Origin of the sequence: Rhizobium esperanzae (assembly GCF_014197615.1) — a bacterium.
GTDB lineage: Bacteria > Pseudomonadota > Alphaproteobacteria > Rhizobiales > Rhizobiaceae > Rhizobium > Rhizobium esperanzae_A.
In genome coordinates, this window is the sequence record NZ_JACIFY010000025.1 from 39,801 (window position 1) to 58,531 (window position 18,731).

The window sequence follows — 18,731 nt, forward strand, 5'->3', positions numbered from 1 at the left end:
CGATCGATTTAAATGGCGGGAACCGGAAGCTCGCGAGGGATCGCCGCGGCCGGCGGGCCGACCGGCGCGAAGGTCGCGTCACCATCGGCTGCCATATCGTGCACCGTATGTTTCTCCAGCGCCTTCGTCACCTCGTTGAGATCGCCATCCAGATGTTCGGCCGGAATGAGATTGCCGATCACGAAATCGAAGCGGTCGCCGCGTTTGTTCAGCAATTCGTGAAACACCGTCATGTCGCGAAGTTCCGTCGACCACTTCGCCAGCCAATAGAACAGGCCGGAATTGCGCGCCGTCATGTGGACGGGAAGGATCGGCAGGTTGTATTTGCGCGCCAGCCCGACGGCCGAAGTCTTCCATGGGCGTTCGTTCAGCCGGCCGTTCGCCCAGTAGGCGATGCGGCCGGAGGGAAAGAGCACCGTCGCCTTGCCTTCCCGCACCGCGTGGTTGGTCAATTGCAGCGTCTCGCGCGCCTTCAGCTTGCTCTTGTGCTCCTCCCGCCATTCGACCGGGATGATCATCTCGGCAAAGCGAGGATTGACGCGGATCGCATCGCGATTGGCGAAGAACATCATATCCGGGCGGCGTGCCTTCAGGAGATCGAACACGGCAACGCCGTCGGCAATGCCCGTGGGATGATTGCTGACGAGGATAAAGCCGCCGCTACTCGGAATGCGTTCGCCATTGGTGATGCCGATGTCGAGTTTCAGCACGCCGCTCAGATATTCGAACGACTGGAAACCCGGCATTTTGGCAACCGCATTGGCGAATTCGATCGCCTTGTTGTAGCGCAGCAGCGTGTAGAGGAACGGCCGCATGACCGGCCAGAGCGGATGTTTCACGATCCTCTGGCCGCGTTCGGCAATCAGCGTGTCGACGATATGACCGGGCTTTCCCTGTGAAACGAGAGCGATCGCTTCCGCGAGCTGTCCGAAAGCCGTCATGGAATCGCGCCGTGCCATGAAAGATCCTGTCTATGGGGTATAAAGCTATCGCAGTAGAATATGATCTGGGGATGACAAAGGTTTGGCCGGCATTAGCAATTCCATAACCGTTCCTGCTTCAAATTGGCGGACTTGAAGGCAAATTCAAGGCCAGTGACGTGAACGAACTCTTGATCATCGCCGATCCCGGCCTGATGGCGGAACGGGCCGCATGGCTCGAAAATCTCGCCCGCGAACGCCGTCTTTCCGAGCATACGCTCGATGCCTATGAGCGCGACACCCGCCAGTTCCTGACCTTCCTGACCGGCCATCTCGCCGGCCCGACGACGCTTGGCGATATCAGGGAATTGCGCCCCGCCGATTTCCGCGCCTTCCTGGCGGCCCGGCGCAAGCAGGGCTCCGGCGCCCGCTCGCTCGGCCGCAATCTCGCCGGCCTTCGCTCGCTGCTGCGCCATCTCGAAAAGAAGGGCCTGGTCAATGCCGCCGGCGCCAGCGCGATCCGCTCGCCGAAGCAGCCGAAATCGCTGCCCAAGCCGCTGTCCGATACCCAGGCGATCACCGTCGTCAGCAACGAAGCCCAACTTCACGACGAACCCTGGATCGCCGCGCGCGACGCGGCCGTCATGACCCTGCTCTACGGCTGCGGCCTGCGTATCTCCGAGGCGCTGGATCTTGTTCCCACCGATCTGCAAAAGGGTGCCACGACACTGCGCATCACCGGCAAGGGCAACAAGACGCGGCTGGTACCGCTGCTCTCCGTGGTTTTCGACGCGGTCGAGAAATATCGCACACTCTGCCCATACGATCTGGAGGCAGCAGAGCCGCTGTTTCGCGGTGCGCGCGGCGGCAAGCTGCAGCCGGCAATCATCCAGCGCGCCATGCAGAAACTGCGCAGCGCCTTCGGCCTGCCGGAGACGGCCACGCCCCATGCGCTCCGTCACTCCTTCGCCACCCACCTGCTTGCCGGCGGCGGCGATCTGCGCACCATTCAGGAACTGCTCGGCCATGCCAGCCTTTCGACAACGCAGGTCTATACCGGGGTGGATGCCTCGCGGCTCCTGGAAGTGTATGATCGCGCCCATCCGCGCGCCTAAGCTTTCGTTAACGCATTCTCTTAAGGGAATATGCGCAAGCCGGGCGTAGAGCATGGCAGGCACAAGGCATGTGATCGGAAACACCATCATGACGATATCAATCGGCCGCCGGACGTCTTACCTTGCAGTGTCGGCCAATCTGCTTCTCTGGTTGATCGCAGCCTTTCATATGCTGCTGCTCGCGGCCTTGTTTGTCGCCTTCCTCGTGGCAAGGCCGGCAGCGGCCGAAGACGCAGCCTGCACCGGTCGCAACCTGATGGTCGAACTGCAGCAGAACGATCCGGCCCGCTATGCCGAAGCGGTGAAGGAAGCCGAGGCAACGCCGAACGGCAAGGGCATCTTCTGGAAAATCGAAAAGCCCGGACTTGCACCCTCGTGGCTGCTCGGCAGCATGCATGTCACCGATCCGCGTGTGCTGGCCCTGCCGCCGCGCGCCCAGGCCGCCCACGACGCAGCGAATACGATCATTATCGAATCCGACGAGATTCTCGATGAGCGCAAAGCGACCGCCGCCCTGCTCGCAAGGCCGGAGCTGACCATGTTCACCGACGGCACGACGATCGACAAGCTGCTTTCTCCCGAGGACTACAAGCGCCTCGAAGCAGGCCTCAAGCAGCGTGGTATCCCGCTCAGCGCCGTCTCCCGCATGCGGCCATGGATGATCTCCAGCGCCGTAGCCCTGCCGGCCTGCGAAATCGCCCGCAAGGCGAAAGGCGTACAATTCCTAGACCAGAAGATCGCCACCGACGCCGTTGCCGAGGGCAAACAGGTCAAGGGGCTGGAAACGCTGGCCGAACAGATCCAGGCCATGGCCGACCTGCCGATCGAATTCCATCTGAAGTCGCTGATCGAGACGCTGGAGCTCGGCGACAAGATGAGCGATGTGGTGGAGACGATGACCGACCTTTATCTCTCCGGCGATATCGGCATGACGATGCCGATGCTGAAGACCGTGACGCCGGAGGACAAGGATGAAAGCAACGACTACGCCGCCTTCGAACAGCGCGTCATCCTCGACCGCAACAAGGTCATGGCCGAGCGCGCCGCCCCCATTCTCGAGAGCGGCAATGTCTTCATGGCGGTCGGCGCCCTGCACCTGCCCGGCAAGGACGGCGTCATCGAACTGCTGCGCCAGCAGGGCTTTACGGTGACGGCGGTGAACTGAACCCGCCGGCGCTCAGCCGAGCGTCATCCGGCGAAGGACATTGGTTTTCCAATAGAACTGATGGACGAGCGCGCCGGCGACATGCGCCGCGATCAGCGCCCAAAGAATGATTTTCAGGATATCCGCGTGGAACGACCCGGCGGCATTGATGCCGAAATAATAGGCCGCGATGCCCGAAAGCGGCATGGCGAAGATCAGGATGTAGAGCCCGGCATGGGCAAGCTTCGCCGCAAGGCGAAAGAGCGCTGGTTCCTCCGCGACCTCGGCGGGCGCCCCCTTGATAAAACGCAGCCCGAGCCTGGCGGCCGCGAGCAGCAGGATGGCAATGCCGACATAGGCATGGATATTCGCCGACGCAATCTGCTCCGGCGTCGACACCTCGCCTCTGCGCATCAGCCGATGCCAGATGTTCATGCCGTCGGGAAACAGCAGGTTGAAGAAGATCAGCAGAGCCACCGCCCAGTGAAGAAGACGCTGGCTTAGGCTGTAACCCTTGGCGGATGGCTGCTGCATTTCTTCACCTTCATCAAATGCCGGACTCTGCGATACGTCACAAATAAAGCAGCCGCCTGCCTTGCGGCAAGCGGCTCCAGGCTTTGTTACGAAGATGTAAGCTTACATATGGATCGGCTTGAAGAAGGTCGCGAGCGCAGCCTCCTTGACCGCTTCCGACATTGTCGGATGCGCGTGGCAGGTGCGGCCGAGATCTTCCGACGACCCGCCGAATTCCATCAGCACGGCGATTTCGTGGATCATCTCGCCGGCGCCGAAGCCGACGATATGGCCGCCGAGCACCCGATCGGTTTCCTTGTCGGCAAGGATCTTGACGAAGCCGTCGGTGGCCAGCATCGCGCGGGCACGGCCGTTTGCGGTGAACGGAAACTTGCCGACCTTATAGGTAACGCCTGCCGCCTTCAGCTCTTCCTCGGTCTTGCCGACCGAAGCGATTTCCGGCTGGGTGTAGACGACGCTCGGAATGACCTCGTAATTGACGTGGCCGTGCTGGCCGGCGAGGATTTCGGCAAGCGCCACACCCTCGTCTTCGGCCTTGTGCGCCAGCATCGGACCCTTGACCACATCGCCGATCGCATAGATGCCGGCGACATTGGTCTTGAAGTGACCGTCGATCTCGACACGGCCACGATTGTCGAGCACCACACCTGCCTCTTCCAGGCCGAGACCCGATGTGTAAGGCTTGCGGCCGGTAGCGATCAGCACGACTTCGGCGTCGAGCGTCACCTTGTCGCCGCCCTTGACCGGCTCGAACGTGACCTTGGCGCCCTTGTCGCCCTTTTCGACGCCGGTGACCTTGGCGCTAAGATTGAAATCGATGCCCTGCTTGGCGAGCATGCGCTGGAACTGCTTGGAGACTTCGCCGTCCATGCCGCCGAGGATGGTGTCGAGATATTCGACGACGGTGACCTTGGCGCCGAGGCGCGACCAGACCGAACCGAGTTCGAGGCCGATGACGCCGCCGCCGACGACGATCAGCGTTTCCGGCACCTTTTCGAGCGCGATGCCGCCGGTGGACGAGATGATGGTCTTTTCATCGATCTCGACCTGTACCCCGGGAATGCCGGCAACCTCGGAACCCGTGGCGATGACGATGTTCTTGCCCTCGATCTCCTGCACCGCGCCATCGGCGGCGGTGACGGAAACCTTGCCGGCCGAAACGATCTTGCCGGTGCCCTGGAAGGTATCGATCTTGTTCTTCTTGAAAAGGAAGGCGACACCGTCGACATTCGCCTTCACCGTCGCATCCTTGTGGGCCATCATATTGCCGAGGTTGAGCGTCGGTGCCGGAATGTCGATGCCGAGCGCGCTCATGCCGTGGCCGGCCTGATGGAACATTTCGGAGGCATGCAGCAGCGCCTTCGACGGGATGCAGCCGACATTCAGGCAGGTGCCGCCGTAAGTCGCGCGCTTTTCGACGACGGCGACCTTGAGGCCGAGCTGGGCTGCCTTGACGGCGCAGACATAGCCGCCAGGGCCGGTTCCGATAATGATCACATCATAAGACATTTGTTTTTTCCTTTTGGATTATCGTTTAGTCCGCGCGCGACAGCGCGAGGCGGAAACCGAAGCCGACGAGTGCCGCTTCGGTGATGCGGTTGAACCATTTGCCGCCGGCGATGAAGCGGTCACGGATTGCTTTGACCGTGAAGACGGCCATCAGGCCGAGGAATTCGAGAATAGACTGCATGCTGTTTTTCGCCCTGTCGCTCTAGCGGCCGCCGCTTACATTGAGGATCGCGCCGGTTACATAGGAAGCCGAAGGAGAAAGGAGATAGAGGATCGCATCCGCCACCTCCTCGGGCGAACCCGCGCGCTGCATCGGGACCGACGGCGCCATTTCGCGCGCCCGGTCCGGCAGCCCGCCCGAAGCATGGAGCTCGGTTTCGATGATGCCGGGTCTTATCGCATTCACCCGGATGCCCTCGGCGGCAACCTCGCGCGCCAGCCCGATGGTGAACGTGTCGACCGCCGCCTTCGAGGCGGCATAATCGACATATTGCGTCGCCGAACCGAGGATCGCCGCCATCGACGAGACGTTGACGATCGCCCCACCCTGCCCGCCGTGCCGGCTCGACATACGCCGTATAGCCTGCGCGGCGCAGAGCATGGAACCGGCCACATTGACACGCAGCATGCGCTCGATCCGCTCGGCCGACATCTCGTCGACCCGCTGCGGATAGTCGACGATGCCGGCATTGTTGACGAGCCCGTCGAGCCGGCCGAAATGCCGGTCGACGGCCGCAAACATCGAGACGATATCCTGAGCCTTGCCGACATCGCCTTCAATCGCCACGGCCTCGCCGCCACCTTCGACGATCGCCGCGACGACGGCGTCCGCCGCCTTGCGGTTGGAGGCGTAATTCACCGCGACACGCCAGCCCTGGTGCGCAGCAAGGCGGCAGACCGCAGCGCCGATGCCCCGGCTTCCGCCGGTCACGAGAACAACAGGGGCATCGCTCATGTCGCACACTCCTTGAAAACAAGCACGTCCCAGGGCGCCACGGACGCCTTGCCCTCGCCCCAGGCGCTGGATTCGCGAATGGCAGGACCGAGACCCGGAAGCACGAGCTTTTCGGCCGCCGCAGCACCTTCCGGCTGCAGATTGTCGAGTTCGCCCTCGGCATTCATGCCGTAGACAGCGCCCTGCCAGACCGTGCAGGCATCGAGATCGGCGCCGGTGGCGTCGCCTTCGGGACAATTGAACATCAGGATGCCGATGGTACGCACCGGATCTTCCGATGGCATGACATAACCTTCCATCACGACTGATGTCCTGAGCGCGCTGACCTTGAACTGATTGCTGGCGGCAGCGGATGGAGAATTCAGCGGCGTAAATCGCAATTCATACGCCGCGTCGCGATCGACATAGACCGCCTGTTCCTGCTTGCAGTCGGCGCCGAAGGCGGTCACCGGAACACCGAAGAAGGCAGCGGCTGCGATTGCAGCCACCCCCTTCCGCCCCGCCGTGATGCCGGTCCCAGCGCTCATTGCAGCTTCGGCTCCCTTTTCCCGTCGGCATTCTCGATCACGCCGAAATCCGTCAGCAGCACCAGCGCGCGGCCGTCTTTGTCGAGACCCCAGAAAACCGGATAGAAACCGTCGCCCCAGCCGCTCCAGAACACCGCGACATTGCCCTTCTTGCCGGCGACCGGCCGGTGCAGCGCATAGGTGCCCTTGTTGGCATCGAGATCGGCGGCCAGCACGTCGTCGTAATAATTGATGTCGGCGTCAGGCTTCTGGGCCTGCACCTGCGCTTCACGCTCGTCGATCAGAGCGAGCGTCTCTGCGTCCATATAGCAGCCGACGCCGGCATCGACCGGATAGCCGAAAATCTCGTCATCCTTCAGCGTCGCCGGGTCCTGCCCGGGCAGAACCGCAAGCTCCCAATGATCCGGCTTGCCCTCGGCAAACCGCATGCCGGCGACGGCAATGCGCCCGAAGGCCTGGTAGAGCGTCACCGGATAGGCACCCGGCGCAACCGTTCTTGCAAGCGCCGGACGATCGGGCTGGGCGAGCGGGTCGGCCGCGACGATGCGTCCCGAGGTCAGCTCGACATTGCCCATGTGGATCACGTTGATCGACCGCCCGGAAAGTTCGGCGTCGCTGAGCACCACCAGCTCGAAATTGCTGCTCGTCCAGCCGGCGGCCGACGCGGAGACCGGAAGATGCGCGGCGGCAGCGCAAAGAAGAAGGCGCGCCGCTCGCATGATCCGGTTCCGCATCGAAAATGCTCCTTAGAGATCGAGAACCAGACGCTCCGGATCTTCGAGGCTCTCCTTCACGCGCACGAGGAAGGTGACCGCTTCCTTGCCGTCGACGATGCGGTGATCGTAGGACAGCGCCAGATACATCATCGGACGGATGACCACCTGGCCGCCGATCGCAACCGGCCGTTCCTGGATCTTGTGCATGCCGAGAATGCCGGACTGCGGCGCGTTGAGGATCGGCGAGGACATCAGCGAACCGTAGACGCCGCCATTGGTGATGGTGAAGGTGCCGCCCTGCATGTCGGCCATGGAGAGCGAGCCGTCACGGGCTGCCTTGGCAAGACGGCCGAGTTCCTTCTCGATTTCGGCGATCGACATCTGGTCGGCGTCGCGGATAACGGGAACGACGAGGCCCTTATCGGTGCCGACGGCCATGCCGACATGGCAGTAGTTCTTGTAGATGACGTCGGTGCCGTCGATCTCGGCGTTGACGGCCGGCAGTTCCTTCAGCGCATGCGTCACCGCCTTGGTGAAGAAGCCCATGAAGCCGAGCTTGACGCCGTGCTTCTTCTCGAAAATGTCCTTGTACTTGTTGCGCAGATCCATGACCGCCTTCATGTCCACCTCATTGTAGGTGGTCAGCATGGCGGCGGTGTTCTGCGCGTCCTTGAGGCGCTTGGCAATCGTCTGGCGCAGGCGCGTCATCTTCACGCGCTCTTCGCGCGAGGCATCCTCGACCGTCGACGGGCCGCGCGCGGCGACCGGAGCGGCGGGCGCTGCTGCCGGAGCGGAAATGCCCTTGGCGACGGCGGCGATGACATCGCCCTTCAGCACCTGGCCGCGCTTGCCGCTACCGTCGATCTGATCGGCGGAAAGGTTGTTTTCGGCAAGCATCTTCGAAGCCGCCGGTGCCGGCGGCATGGTGGAGACCGAGGCGCTCGACGACGATGCAGCAGCGGCGACCGGCGCCGGCTGGGCAGCAGCGGCCGGGGCTGGCTGAGCGGGGGCGGCGGCCGGTGCAGCCGCAGCCGGTGCGGCAGCGGCGCCGGCACCTGCGGAGATCTGGCCGAGCAGCGCGCCGAGGCCGACGGTCTCGCCGGCGGCAGCGACGATTTCCGAAAGCGTACCGGAGGCGGGTGCTGGAACTTCGATGGTCACCTTGTCGGTTTCAAGCTCGAGAATCGGCTCATCGGCCTTGATGGCGTCGCCGACCTTCTTGAACCAGGTGCCGACGGTTGCCTCGCTGACGGATTCACCGAGAGTTGGAACGCGGATTTCTGTGGCCATTGTTCAAATCCTGATTTCGTGTGTTTTCGTTTATGCGTTTCAGACGGCGGGCGGCCGCAAAATGATCGAAGGCATCGGCAGAATATCGAAACGGAAACCGAAGCCGGAAGCGATGATCGGATCGCCGTCGGCAAGAGCTTGTGCCGCCGCCCGATCCTCGACTTCGACGACTGCCATGCCGAAGGCGCCTTCACCCTCGAAGACGGGACCGACGACGATCGCCGATCCCGCAAGAGCATGGCGGTGCCAGTATTCGACATGGCGTTTCATCGCCGCCATTTCCTCGCCCGTTCCGTCATGCGGGAAAGTCGGGCGCGGCGGCTGCAGTCTCAGAAAGAAATAAGCCATTGCGCCCTCCTTGTTTTAGCCGCCCAATGCATCCTCGAGGAATGCGGCGAGCTGCGACAGATGCTTGGACATCAGGCCCGTCGCCGGTGAGGCGGCGGCCGGACGGCCGGTATAACGGACGCGCTGGTACTTTGCATCGATATGGGCGAGCACCCATTCGAGGAAGGGGTCGATGAACGACCATGCGCCCATGTTCTTCGGCTCTTCCTGGCACCAGACCATCTCGGCATTGCGGAAGCGCGACAGCTCGTTGATCAGCGCCTTTGCCGGGAACGGATAGAGCTGTTCGACACGCAGGAGATAGATGTCGTCGATGCCGCGCTTTTCGCGTTCTTCGAGAAGATCGTAATAGACCTTGCCGGAGCACATGACGACACGACGGATCTTGTTGTCCTTCTGCAGCTTGATCGGGCCGTCCTTGATCACTTCGGCATCGTCCCAGAGCAGGCGATGGAAGGCGGATTCGCCGGCCATTTCGGCAAGCGTCGAGACCGCCCGCTTGTGGCGCAGCAGCGATTTCGGCGTCATCAGGATCAGCGGCTTGCGGAAGTCGCGCTTCAGCTGCCGGCGCAGGATATGGAAGTAGTTCGCCGGCGTCGTGACGTTGGCGACCTGCATATTGTCTTCTGCGCAAAGCTGCAGGAAACGCTCGAGGCGGGCCGAGGAATGTTCCGGGCCCTGACCTTCATAACCATGCGGCAGCAGGCAGACGAGGCCCGACATGCGCAGCCATTTGCGTTCGCCCGACGAGATGAACTGGTCGAAAACCACCTGCGCGCCGTTGGCGAAATCGCCGAACTGGGCTTCCCAGAGCGTCAGCGCATTCGGGCGGGCAAGCGAGTAGCCGTATTCGAAACCGAGCACCGCCTCTTCCGAAAGCATCGAATTGATGACTTCGTAGCGACCCTGCGTCGGCGAGAGGTTGGCGAGCGGGATGTAGCGTTCCTCGGTTTCCTGATCGTAGAGAACCGAATGGCGCTGCGAGAAGGTGCCGCGTTCGCAATCCTGGCCGGACAGACGGATCTTGCTGCCTTCGACGCAAAGCGCGCCGAAGGAGAGCGCTTCGGCCATCGCCCAGTCGATGCCCTCGCCGGTGGCGATCATGTTGGCGCGGTTTTCCATGAAGCGCTGGATCGTGCGATGGGCATTGAAGCCTGCCGGGATCTCCGACAGCTTGCGGCCGATCTCCTTCAGCGTCTTCATCGGCACGGCCGTTTTGCCGCGGCGCTGCTCGTCGGCATTGTCGGCCGCGCGCAGGCCCGACCACTCGCCATCAAGCCAGTCGGCCTTATTCGGCTTATAGTGCTGGCCGGCCTCGAACTCCTGTTCGAGATGGGCGCGCCAGTCGGCCTTCAGTTTCTCGACTTCACCTTCGGTGAGCAGGCCTTCGGCGACGAGACGCGCCGCATAGATCTGCAGCACGGTCTTGTGGCCGCGGATGACCTTGTACATCTTCGGCTGCGTGAAGGACGGTTCATCGCCTTCATTGTGGCCGTAGCGGCGATAGCAGAACATGTCGAGCACCACAGGCTTGTGGAACTTCATGCGGAATTCGGTGGCGATCTTGGCGCCATAAACGACCGCTTCCGGATCGTCGCCGTTGACGTGGAAGATCGGCGCCTCGATCATCTTGGCGACGTCGGACGGATAGGGCGACGAACGCGAGAAGGCCGGGTTCGTGGTGAAGCCGATCTGGTTGTTGATGATGACGTGCATGGTGCCGGCGACGCGATGGCCGCGCAGACCGGAAAGGCCGAGGATTTCGGCGATGACGCCCTGGCCGGCGAAGGCCGCGTCGCCATGAATCAGCAGCGGCAGAACCTTGGCGCGTTCGGAAAGCGGAATGATGTCGCCGTCCCAGACGGCCGCATTCATGTCCTGCTTGGCGCGGGCCTTGCCCATGACCACCGGGTCGACGATTTCAAGATGCGAGGGGTTTGCCGTCAGCGAGACATGCACCTTGTTGCCGTCGAATTCACGGTCGGAGGAGGCGCCGAGATGGTACTTGACGTCGCCCGAACCTTCGACTTCGTCGGGTGCGTAGGAGCCGCCCTTGAACTCGTGGAAGATCGCCCGGTGCGGTTTGCCCATGACCTGGGACAGCACGTTCAGGCGGCCGCGATGGGCCATGCCGAAGACGGCTTCCTTGAGGCCGAGATGACCGCCGCGCTTCAAGATCTGCTCTAGCGCCGGGATCAGCGATTCGCCGCCGTCGAGGCCGAAGCGCTTGGTGCCCTTGAACTTGACGTCGAGGAACTGTTCGTAGCCTTCGGCTTCGATGAGCTTGGCAAGGATCGCCTTCTTGCCTTCGGCCGTGAAAGCCACGCCCTTGTCCGGTCCTTCGATACGCTCCTGGATCCAGGCCTTCTCTTCCGGATTGGAGATGTGCATGAATTCGACGCCGAGCGTCGAGCAATAGGTGCGCTCGAGAATATCGATCATCTCGCGGATGGTCGCGTATTCCAGGCCGAGCACGTTATCGATGAAGATCCTGCGGTCGTAATCGGCTGATGTGAAGCCGTAATTCTCCGGCGACAGCTCGCGATAATCGTCGACCGATGCGGCGATGCCGAGCGGGTCGAGCTTGGCATGCAGGTGGCCGCGCATGCGGTAGGCGCGGATCATCATGATGGCGCGCACGGAATCGCGCGTCGCCTGCAGAACGTCGGTGCTGTCGACAGGCTTGCCCTGCGCTTCGGCCTTGGCCTTGACCTTGGTCTCGATGACCTTCTCGACGATGCCCCAGTCGCCGTCGAGCGCCGACACCAGATCGCCGCCGGCCGCCAGCGGCCAGTTCTTCTTGCGCCAGGAAGCCCCCTTGGCCGCTCTCTTCACATCGCTGGGATCGTCTTCCAGCGCCTTGAAGAAGGTGCGCCACTGATCGTCGACCGACGCCGGATCCTCTTCGTATCGCGCATAGAGCTGCTCGATATAGGCCGCGTTGGCGCCATCCAAAAACGAGGTGATCTGAAACTGCTCGTTGGCTTCTTGCCGTGCCATGGTGTTATGCGGACGCTTCCGTCCGCCTCCCGACTTTGATGAATTTGCCGGCTATCGCCGGCTGCCGCATTCCGATTGCCGCCTGTCCGCGGCGCATCTGCATGTCTCGTGCCGTCAAGGCCGGGCGGAAGGCTGAGATGCCGCTCCTCCGCCCGGGTATAAGTTGGATTAGCCCTTGAGGACTTCAACCAGCGTCTTGCCGAGGCGGGCCGGAGACGGCGACACCTTGATGCCTGCCGCTTCCATCGCCGCGATCTTCGATTCCGCATCGCCCTTGCCGCCGGATACCACGGCGCCGGCATGGCCCATGGTGCGGCCCTTCGGCGCCGTACGGCCGGCGATGAAGCCGGCCATCGGCTTCTTGCGGCCCTTCTTGGCCTCATCGATGAGGAACTGGGCCGCGTCTTCTTCAGCCGAGCCGCCGATTTCGCCGATCATGATGATCGAGGTCGTGGCTTCGTCGGCCAGGAACATTTCCAGCACGTCGATGAACTCGGTGCCCTTGACCGGGTCGCCGCCGATGCCGACGGCCGTCGTCTGGCCGAGGCCTTCGTTGGAGGTCTGGAACACGGCTTCATAGGTCAGCGTGCCCGAACGGGACACGATGCCGACCGAGCCTTTGCGGAAGATCGAGCCCGGCATGATGCCGATCTTGCACTCTTCCGGGGTCATGATGCCCGGGCAGTTGGGCCCAAGCAGTCGCGACTTGGAACGGTCGAGGCGAGCCTTGACGCGCACCATGTCCATGACCGGGATGCCTTCGGTGATGCAGGTGATGAACGGGATCTCGGCGTCGATCGCCTCGATGATCGCATCGGCAGCACCGGCCGGCGGAACATAGATGACCGATGCGTTGGCGCCGGTCTTTTCCTTGCCTTCGGCAACGGTTGCGAAGATCGGCAGGCTTTCGCCCTTCGAGCCGGTCCAGTTTTCGCCGCCCTTCTTCGGGTGGATGCCGCCGACCATCTGCGTGCCGTAATAGGCGAGCGCCTGTTCGGTGTGGAACGTGCCGGTCTTGCCGGTCAGGCCCTGCACGAGAACCTTGGTGTCTTTGTTGACGAGAATGGACATGCGAGGCCTTTATTTAGGAGAGGTTGGAAGACGTGGAGGGCGCACGACGATAGATGCCGCTGACGACCTCCTGCCAAGTATCGCTGCCTGCAGGCGAAAAGCTGACGCCCATCCGGTAGCAGTCTTCATTGTCAAATGCGAATGCGGCGCGCTGTCTGCCGCGCGGCGAAGTCTTCATCAGCACCAGCTCATTGCCGTTCCACTCCCCGGAAGCCGGGGAGGGAGGCGCAAAACCCGCGCTGTCGAACTGGTAGAGCTTGTAGGACTGGTCCGAAGCATCGAAGCCGAAAACATTTCGGGCCTCGAAGGAAACGGCACCGTCACGCGTCTGACGATAGCGCTGTTCGAGGAAGAACCCGCCGAACAGCGTCTCGCCGGAGAGCGCGGCACTGGCCTTGCCTTCACTCGTCCACGCCGACGCCGCAATACGCTCTTCCCCGTCCCATACGCCGGCGAAGGCGTTGAGGCGAAAATGCGCTGCGGAGGGCGTGGAATGGAAGGCCATGATCGTTCTCAGCCGTTGATCGCCGCGACGATCTTCTTGGCCGCATCGTCCAAGTCGTCAGCCGCCGTGATGGCGAGACCCGACTCGTTCAGGATCTTCTTGCCGAGCTCGACATTGGTGCCTTCAAGGCGCACGACGAGCGGAACCTTGAGGCCGACTTCCTTGACCGCGGCAATCACGCCCTCGGCAATGACATCGCACTTCATGATGCCGCCGAAGATGTTGACGAGGATGCCTTCGACCTTGGGGTCCGCGGTGATGATCTTGAAAGCCGCAGCAACCTTCTCCTTGCCGGCGCCGCCGCCGACATCGCAGAAGTTAGCCGGCTCTTTACCGTAGAGCTTGATGATATCCATCGTCGCCATGGCAAGGCCGGCGCCATTGACCATGCAGCCGATATTGCCGTCGAGGGCGACATAGGCGAGGTCCCACTTCGAGGCCTCGATTTCCTTGGCGTCTTCTTCGGTCTCGTCGCGCAGCAGCTTGACGTCGTCGTGACGGAAGAGCGCATTGCCGTCGAAGGACATCTTGGCGTCGAGAACGCGCAGGTGGCCATCCTTCATGACGATCAGCGGATTGACCTCGAGCAGCGCCATGTCCTTCTCGTTGAAGGCCTTGTAGAGCGCCGGGAAGAGCGACTTGGCATCTTCGGCGGCAGCGCCGTCGAGCTGCAGAGCCTTGGAGATCGCTGCAACGTCGGCAGCCGTCACGCCGGCTTCCGGATCGATGGCGATCGTCTGGATCTTCTCGGGCGTGTCGTGGGCGACAGCTTCGATATCCATGCCGCCTTCGGTGGAAACCACGAAAGCCACACGGCCGACCGAGCGGTCGACCAGCAGCGAGCAATAGAGCTCGCGGGCAATGTCGGCGCCGTCTTCGATGTAAAGGCGATTGACCTGCTTGCCGGCTTCGCCGGTCTGGGCCGTCACCAGCGTATGACCAAGCATTTCCTTGGCATGGGCGACCACTTCGTCGATCGACTTGGCGAGACGCACGCCGCCCTTGGCTTCCGGCGACAGTTCCTTGAACTTGCCCTTGCCGCGGCCGCCGGCATGGATCTGGCTCTTGACCACGTAAAGCGGGCCGGGAAGCGACTTGGCGGCAGCCTCGGCTTCCTCGACCTTGAGAATAGCCACACCCTCGGCAACCGGCGCGCCATAGCCCTTCAGCAGAGCCTTGGCTTGATATTCATGAATGTTCATGGGTCTATCCCTATTTCGATTGGTTCAGCCCATCGCCTACTTGAGGGCAGGCGCGATGTTGATGCAGGCTTCGCAGAGACCGGCGACGGCGCCGACGGACTTGTCGAAGGCTTCCTTCTCGGTCTTGTTGAGGTCGATCTCGATGATGCGCTCGACGCCGCCGGCACCGATGACGGTGGGAACGCCGACATACATGTCCTTGACGCCGTACTGACCGCTCAGATGGGCCGCGCAGGGCAGCACGCGCTTCTTGTCCTTGAGGTAGGATTCGGCCATTTCGATCGCCGAGGCGGCCGGCGCGTAATAGGCCGAGCCGGTCTTCAACAGGCCGACGATTTCGGCGCCGCCGTCACGGGTGCGCTGAATGATCTCTTCGAGACGTTCCTTGGTGACCCAGCCCATGGTGACGAGGTCGGTGAGCGGAATGCCGCCGACGGTGGAGTAACGGGCGAGCGGCACCATCGTATCGCCGTGGCCGCCGAGCACGAAGGCCGTCACGTCCTGGACGGAGACGTTGAATTCCTTGGCGAGGAAAAGCCGGAAGCGCGAAGAGTCGAGAACGCCGGCCATGCCGACGACCTTGTTGGCCGGAAGGCCGGAGAACTTCTGCAGCGCCCAGACCATGGCGTCGAGCGGGTTGGTGATGCAGATCACGAAGGCGTTCGGGGCATATTTCTTGATGCCGGCGCCGACCTGTTCCATGACCTTGAGGTTGATGCCGAGAAGATCGTCGCGGCTCATGCCCGGCTTGCGGGCGACGCCGGCGGTGACGATGCAGACGTCGGCGCCTTCGATCGCAGAATAGTCGCTGGCGCCCGTCAGATTGACGTCGAAGCCTTCAACCGGCGAGGACTGGGAGATGTCGAGACCCTTGCCCTGGGGAATGCCGTCCGCAATATCGAAGAGGACGATGTCGCCCAGTTCCTTCAGGCCGGCGAGGTGCGCCAGCGTGCCACCAATCATGCCAGAACCAATGAGTGCGATCTTGTTACGCGCCATTTCGCTGTTTCCTTTGCGATCAAATTCGTCGAGCAGCACGCAGCAAGGCACCACCCAATGCCGCAATCGCATAGACCCAAAGCCAAAAAATGGCAATCCATTAATTTTGATGCAGCGTTTTCAATCGTTTAGATACAAAAATTCTTACGTAAACGTAAGATAGCTTGTCACTGGATTGTTACTCGGCGGCCCGCTTCTCATGGTGCAGCGCAAGATATTCGGCACTGCGCATCTCGAAAAGGCGCGAGGCCGTGCGGTCGAATTCGAACCCCTCAGTGCCCCGGCGCTGCACCAGCAGCTCCTCCGGCATGGCGGCTGCGGAAATGTAGAGCCGCACGGCATGATCGTAGAACGTATCGACCAGAATGATGAACCGCTTGATCTGGTTCCGTTTTTCCGGTCCGAGCAAGGGGATGTGATCGACGAAGACCATGTCGAAACGTTCGGCGATCGCGAGAAAATCGGTCGCCCCGAGCGGCTTGTCACAAAGATCGGTAAAGGAGAACCGCGCCATGCGGTCGACGGCGAGCGGCACGTGGATGTGGCGCCCCTTCATCGGAATATCCAGCGGCTGCGCCTTGCGCCCGTGCAGCGCCTGCGTCCACGACGCATCCATCGCCATGTCGTTGTGCTCGTTGATCGGCACCAGATAGACCGGCTGACTGTTCAGCTTCTCCATCCGGTAATCGGTCGGCGAATCCAGGGTGACGATATCGACATGCTGTTTGAGCAGGGCGACGAAGGGCAGGAAGAGGCCGCGATTAAGGCCATCCCTGTAGAGATTGTCGGGTTCGACGTTCGAGGTCGCGACCAGCACGCATCCACGCGCGAAAAGTTCGGAGAACAGCCGCGACAGGATCATCGCATCGGCGATGTCGGTGACCGTGAACTCGTCGAAGCAGAGCAGTTCCGCTTCCTCGTAAAGCGCTGCGGCAACCGGAGGCATCGGATCGGCCTGCTTCGTCTCGCCGTTCTTGAGCTTCAGCCGGTGCGCCGCGATGCGGTTGTGCACATCCGCCATGAATTCGTGGAAGTGCGCCCGGCGTTTTTTCTTGCACGGCGCCATCGAGAAGAACATGTCCATCAGCATGGTCTTGCCGCGGCCGACGCTGCCATGGATGTAAAGCCCCTTGGCGCCGTCGGCGGATTTCTTCTTGGCGGCAAACAGCCAGCCGAGCGCACTCGATTTTGCCGCCGGCCGCCGCTGTTTCAGCCCGGCAAGTACCCGGTCAAGGCTCTTTGCCACGTCCATCTGGGCGGAATCGACCTGAAGCGCGCCCGATGCGGTCAGCGCTTTAAGCTGTTCGCAGACGCTGAGCGCATAATCCGGCATTGGTTGCATGAGGGCATGTCCGCCTGTCAGTCAACGGCGCAGGTCCGCCGGATCGTTTACCACGCCGGGTTCGTTTGCCGCGCCGGTTTGCTTACCGGCTCAGGCTGATCTGCTGGCCTGTGCTCGTCTGTCCGTCGAAGCGGTTATCGGCCGTCTTGTAGACGCTGCCGAGCTGGTTGCCCGAGCGATCCTTGAGCAGCACCTGCTTGCCGGAAACCTCCCAGGAGCCCATTGCCGTCAGCTCGCCGACACAGCCGCGTGTTCCGCCACGCGAACCGCTGCCGAGATTGGTCAGCGTCAGGAACATGTCGCAGCTGCCGTTGACACGCCAGCTTCCGACCATCGATTCCTTGGTGACATCTAGCGCATTCGCGGCCATTGCGCCGGGCTGAGCCCCCGGCATCGATGCCGTCGTCGCCGTCGGTGCCGCCGGAAACTGCGAGTTATTGACCGGCGGAAGCTGCCCGCCCTGCACCGAGGGAACCGGCTGTGCCGTCAGCGGCGCCGGTCCGGCATTCGGGCTGGAGCTGTAATCATATGCCGTACGCTGACAACCGGCTAGCGCGAGAGCCACCACCAGACCTGTCATCGCATATCGCAACTGCATCATCATACTCCTGAATTCGGCCATCACCGTAGAGAAACGGGCGTGAGACAAGTCCGATTATCGTAATTCGCTTTGGTTAATCAAGTCAGGCTGCATAAATTGCCCGTGACAACAACTAACCGAAAAACGATACAGTTCAACTGTCCCGCTGCAAAACTTCCTGCACATAGAATTTGTCAGCAAGGTGTTGCGCGCGTTGATCTCTGTCCGGATCCCTGTCGAACTCCCGCAATATCTGGGAATAACGCTCGAACGAGTTCTGCAGAAAGGATTGCACCAGCGTCGGCGGCAGACCTTCCCCCATTTCGCGCGTCTGTTTCTTGACATGCACGAGGTCGAGGATCGCCGTTCGAAGATCGGGCGCGATCGAGATCGCTTCGAGGCATTCCAGCATATTCATCGGCGGCAGCACATGAAACGAACGCTGCCGCATCCATTCGAGCGCGATGGCCGGGCGGACGGTATAAAGGAGCTTCTTCAGCTTGATCGCCCCCTCGCCCTGGCTCTGAAAATGCTGCCGCATAAGCCCCACATAGTGGGCAGCGACCTTTTCCGGAACCATGATCAGATCGAGCAGCTCGCCCAGGCGTGAGCGAAAACCGGCTTCCTCTTCATAGACGATCGGCGATTTCAGCCATTCGACCACCACCGCGTTGCCCTTGAGGGCAAGCAGTAGCGCCTTTCGCAAATCCCAGCCACCGGTATCGATATCACCAATGATCGGAAATTCGATGACATCGCGCGCCGCAGCAAGCGCGAGATGATGCGTGACGGGACGGATATAGACGAAGCGGCAGTCATAATCACTGTCGGGAGATGGAAATCCCCAGGCGCGGCTGCCGCTTTCGATCGCAAAACCGATGTGAATGCCCTGTTCGCGCACCGAGGCAAGCCGCGACCTGATCTCCTTGACGGCTTCGGGATCGAAGCCGTCTATTCCGCCATCGGCATGCATG

18 protein-coding genes and 1 pseudogene are annotated in these 18,731 nt (G+C 61.9%); 2 read left to right on the top strand and 17 right to left on the bottom strand.

From position 1 onward, the window contains the following. Positions 1–8 precede the first annotated feature (8 nt). A complete protein-coding gene (locus GGD57_RS26320; protein WP_184473122.1) occupies positions 9–959 on the bottom strand; it encodes a GNAT family N-acetyltransferase in 951 nt (316 codons plus the stop codon). A 140-nt stretch (positions 960–1,099) separates the two neighbouring features. Here GGD57_RS26320 and GGD57_RS26325 point away from each other — a divergent pair, with 140 nt between their 5' ends. Further along, a complete protein-coding gene (locus tag GGD57_RS26325) occupies positions 1,100–2,035 on the top strand; it encodes a tyrosine-type recombinase/integrase (RefSeq protein WP_184473123.1) in 936 nt (311 codons plus the stop codon). A gap of 88 nt (positions 2,036–2,123) precedes the next feature. Then, positions 2,124–3,200 carry a TraB/GumN family protein gene (locus tag GGD57_RS26330; protein WP_184473124.1) on the top strand — a complete coding sequence of 359 codons (1,077 nt, stop codon included), beginning with the start codon at positions 2,124–2,126 and terminating at the stop codon, positions 3,198–3,200. A 12-nt stretch (positions 3,201–3,212) separates the two neighbouring features. On the opposite strand, the gene GGD57_RS26335 is transcribed toward GGD57_RS26330, so the two are convergent. The 16 genes and pseudogenes from GGD57_RS26335 to GGD57_RS26410 all read right to left on the bottom strand — a co-directional run bounded on the left by GGD57_RS26335 (position 3,213) and on the right by GGD57_RS26410 (position 18,730). After that, positions 3,213–3,713, bottom strand: coding sequence for a cytochrome b (locus GGD57_RS26335; RefSeq protein WP_184473125.1), 501 nt, complete (start codon positions 3,711–3,713; stop codon positions 3,213–3,215). Between the two features lie 102 nt (positions 3,714–3,815). Next, positions 3,816–5,222: a dihydrolipoyl dehydrogenase gene (gene lpdA / locus GGD57_RS26340; RefSeq protein ID WP_184473126.1), complete on the bottom strand. Its 1,407-nt coding sequence runs from the start codon at positions 5,220–5,222 to the stop codon at positions 3,816–3,818. 25 nt (positions 5,223–5,247) lie between these two features. Further along, positions 5,248–5,370 (bottom strand): annotated as a pseudogene (locus GGD57_RS26345) (LysE family translocator); the annotation flags it as partial. A gap of 54 nt (positions 5,371–5,424) precedes the next feature. After that, the gene (locus GGD57_RS26350) at positions 5,425–6,177 is read right to left on the bottom strand and encodes an SDR family oxidoreductase (protein ID WP_184473127.1); all 753 of its coding nucleotides are present in this window, start codon (positions 6,175–6,177) and stop codon (positions 5,425–5,427) included. Then, entirely contained in the window at positions 6,174–6,704 is a 531-nt protein-coding gene (locus GGD57_RS26355; RefSeq protein WP_184473128.1) for a hypothetical protein, read from the bottom strand. Before GGD57_RS26355 ends, GGD57_RS26350 begins: the two co-directional genes overlap by 4 nt. Further along, on the bottom strand, positions 6,701–7,438 hold the full coding sequence (locus GGD57_RS26360) for a DUF4241 domain-containing protein (RefSeq protein ID WP_184473129.1): 738 nt from the start codon (positions 7,436–7,438) through the stop codon (positions 6,701–6,703). The genes GGD57_RS26355 and GGD57_RS26360 overlap by 4 nt, the downstream gene beginning before the upstream one ends. A 12-nt stretch (positions 7,439–7,450) precedes the next feature. Continuing rightward, entirely contained in the window at positions 7,451–8,710 is a 1,260-nt protein-coding gene (odhB, locus tag GGD57_RS26365) for a 2-oxoglutarate dehydrogenase complex dihydrolipoyllysine-residue succinyltransferase (protein WP_184473130.1), read from the bottom strand. Positions 8,711–8,749: 39 nt separating this feature from the next. Then, positions 8,750–9,058, bottom strand: a complete 309-nt coding sequence (locus GGD57_RS26370) for a YciI family protein (RefSeq protein WP_184473131.1) — start codon at positions 9,056–9,058, stop codon at positions 8,750–8,752. 15 nt (positions 9,059–9,073) lie between these two features. Further along, positions 9,074–12,058: a 2-oxoglutarate dehydrogenase E1 component gene (locus GGD57_RS26375; RefSeq protein WP_184473132.1), complete on the bottom strand. Its 2,985-nt coding sequence runs from the start codon at positions 12,056–12,058 to the stop codon at positions 9,074–9,076. Positions 12,059–12,226: 168 nt separating this feature from the next. Next, entirely contained in the window at positions 12,227–13,129 is a 903-nt protein-coding gene (gene sucD / locus GGD57_RS26380) for a succinate--CoA ligase subunit alpha (protein ID WP_184473133.1), read from the bottom strand. Between the two features lie 13 nt (positions 13,130–13,142). After that, positions 13,143–13,634, bottom strand: a complete 492-nt coding sequence (locus tag GGD57_RS26385; protein WP_184473134.1) for a DUF1579 family protein — start codon at positions 13,632–13,634, stop codon at positions 13,143–13,145. Positions 13,635–13,642: 8 nt separating this feature from the next. After that, entirely contained in the window at positions 13,643–14,836 is a 1,194-nt protein-coding gene (gene sucC / locus GGD57_RS26390; protein ID WP_184473135.1) for an ADP-forming succinate--CoA ligase subunit beta, read from the bottom strand. A 36-nt stretch (positions 14,837–14,872) separates the two neighbouring features. Continuing rightward, complete coding sequence (gene mdh, locus GGD57_RS26395) at positions 14,873–15,835, bottom strand: malate dehydrogenase (RefSeq protein ID WP_003543522.1); 963 nt, start codon at positions 15,833–15,835, stop codon at positions 14,873–14,875. Between the two features lie 178 nt (positions 15,836–16,013). After that, complete coding sequence (gene zapE / locus GGD57_RS26400; protein WP_184473136.1) at positions 16,014–17,177, bottom strand: cell division protein ZapE; 1,164 nt, start codon at positions 17,175–17,177, stop codon at positions 16,014–16,016. A gap of 82 nt (positions 17,178–17,259) precedes the next feature. Further along, positions 17,260–17,775, bottom strand: coding sequence for a protease inhibitor Inh/omp19 family protein (locus GGD57_RS26405; protein WP_184473137.1), 516 nt, complete (start codon positions 17,773–17,775; stop codon positions 17,260–17,262). A 136-nt stretch (positions 17,776–17,911) separates the two neighbouring features. After that, positions 17,912–18,730 (bottom strand): nucleotidyltransferase domain-containing protein, encoded by an 819-nt coding sequence (locus GGD57_RS26410; protein ID WP_210304050.1) that lies wholly within the window; start codon positions 18,728–18,730, stop codon positions 17,912–17,914. Position 18,731: the final 1 nt, after the last annotated feature.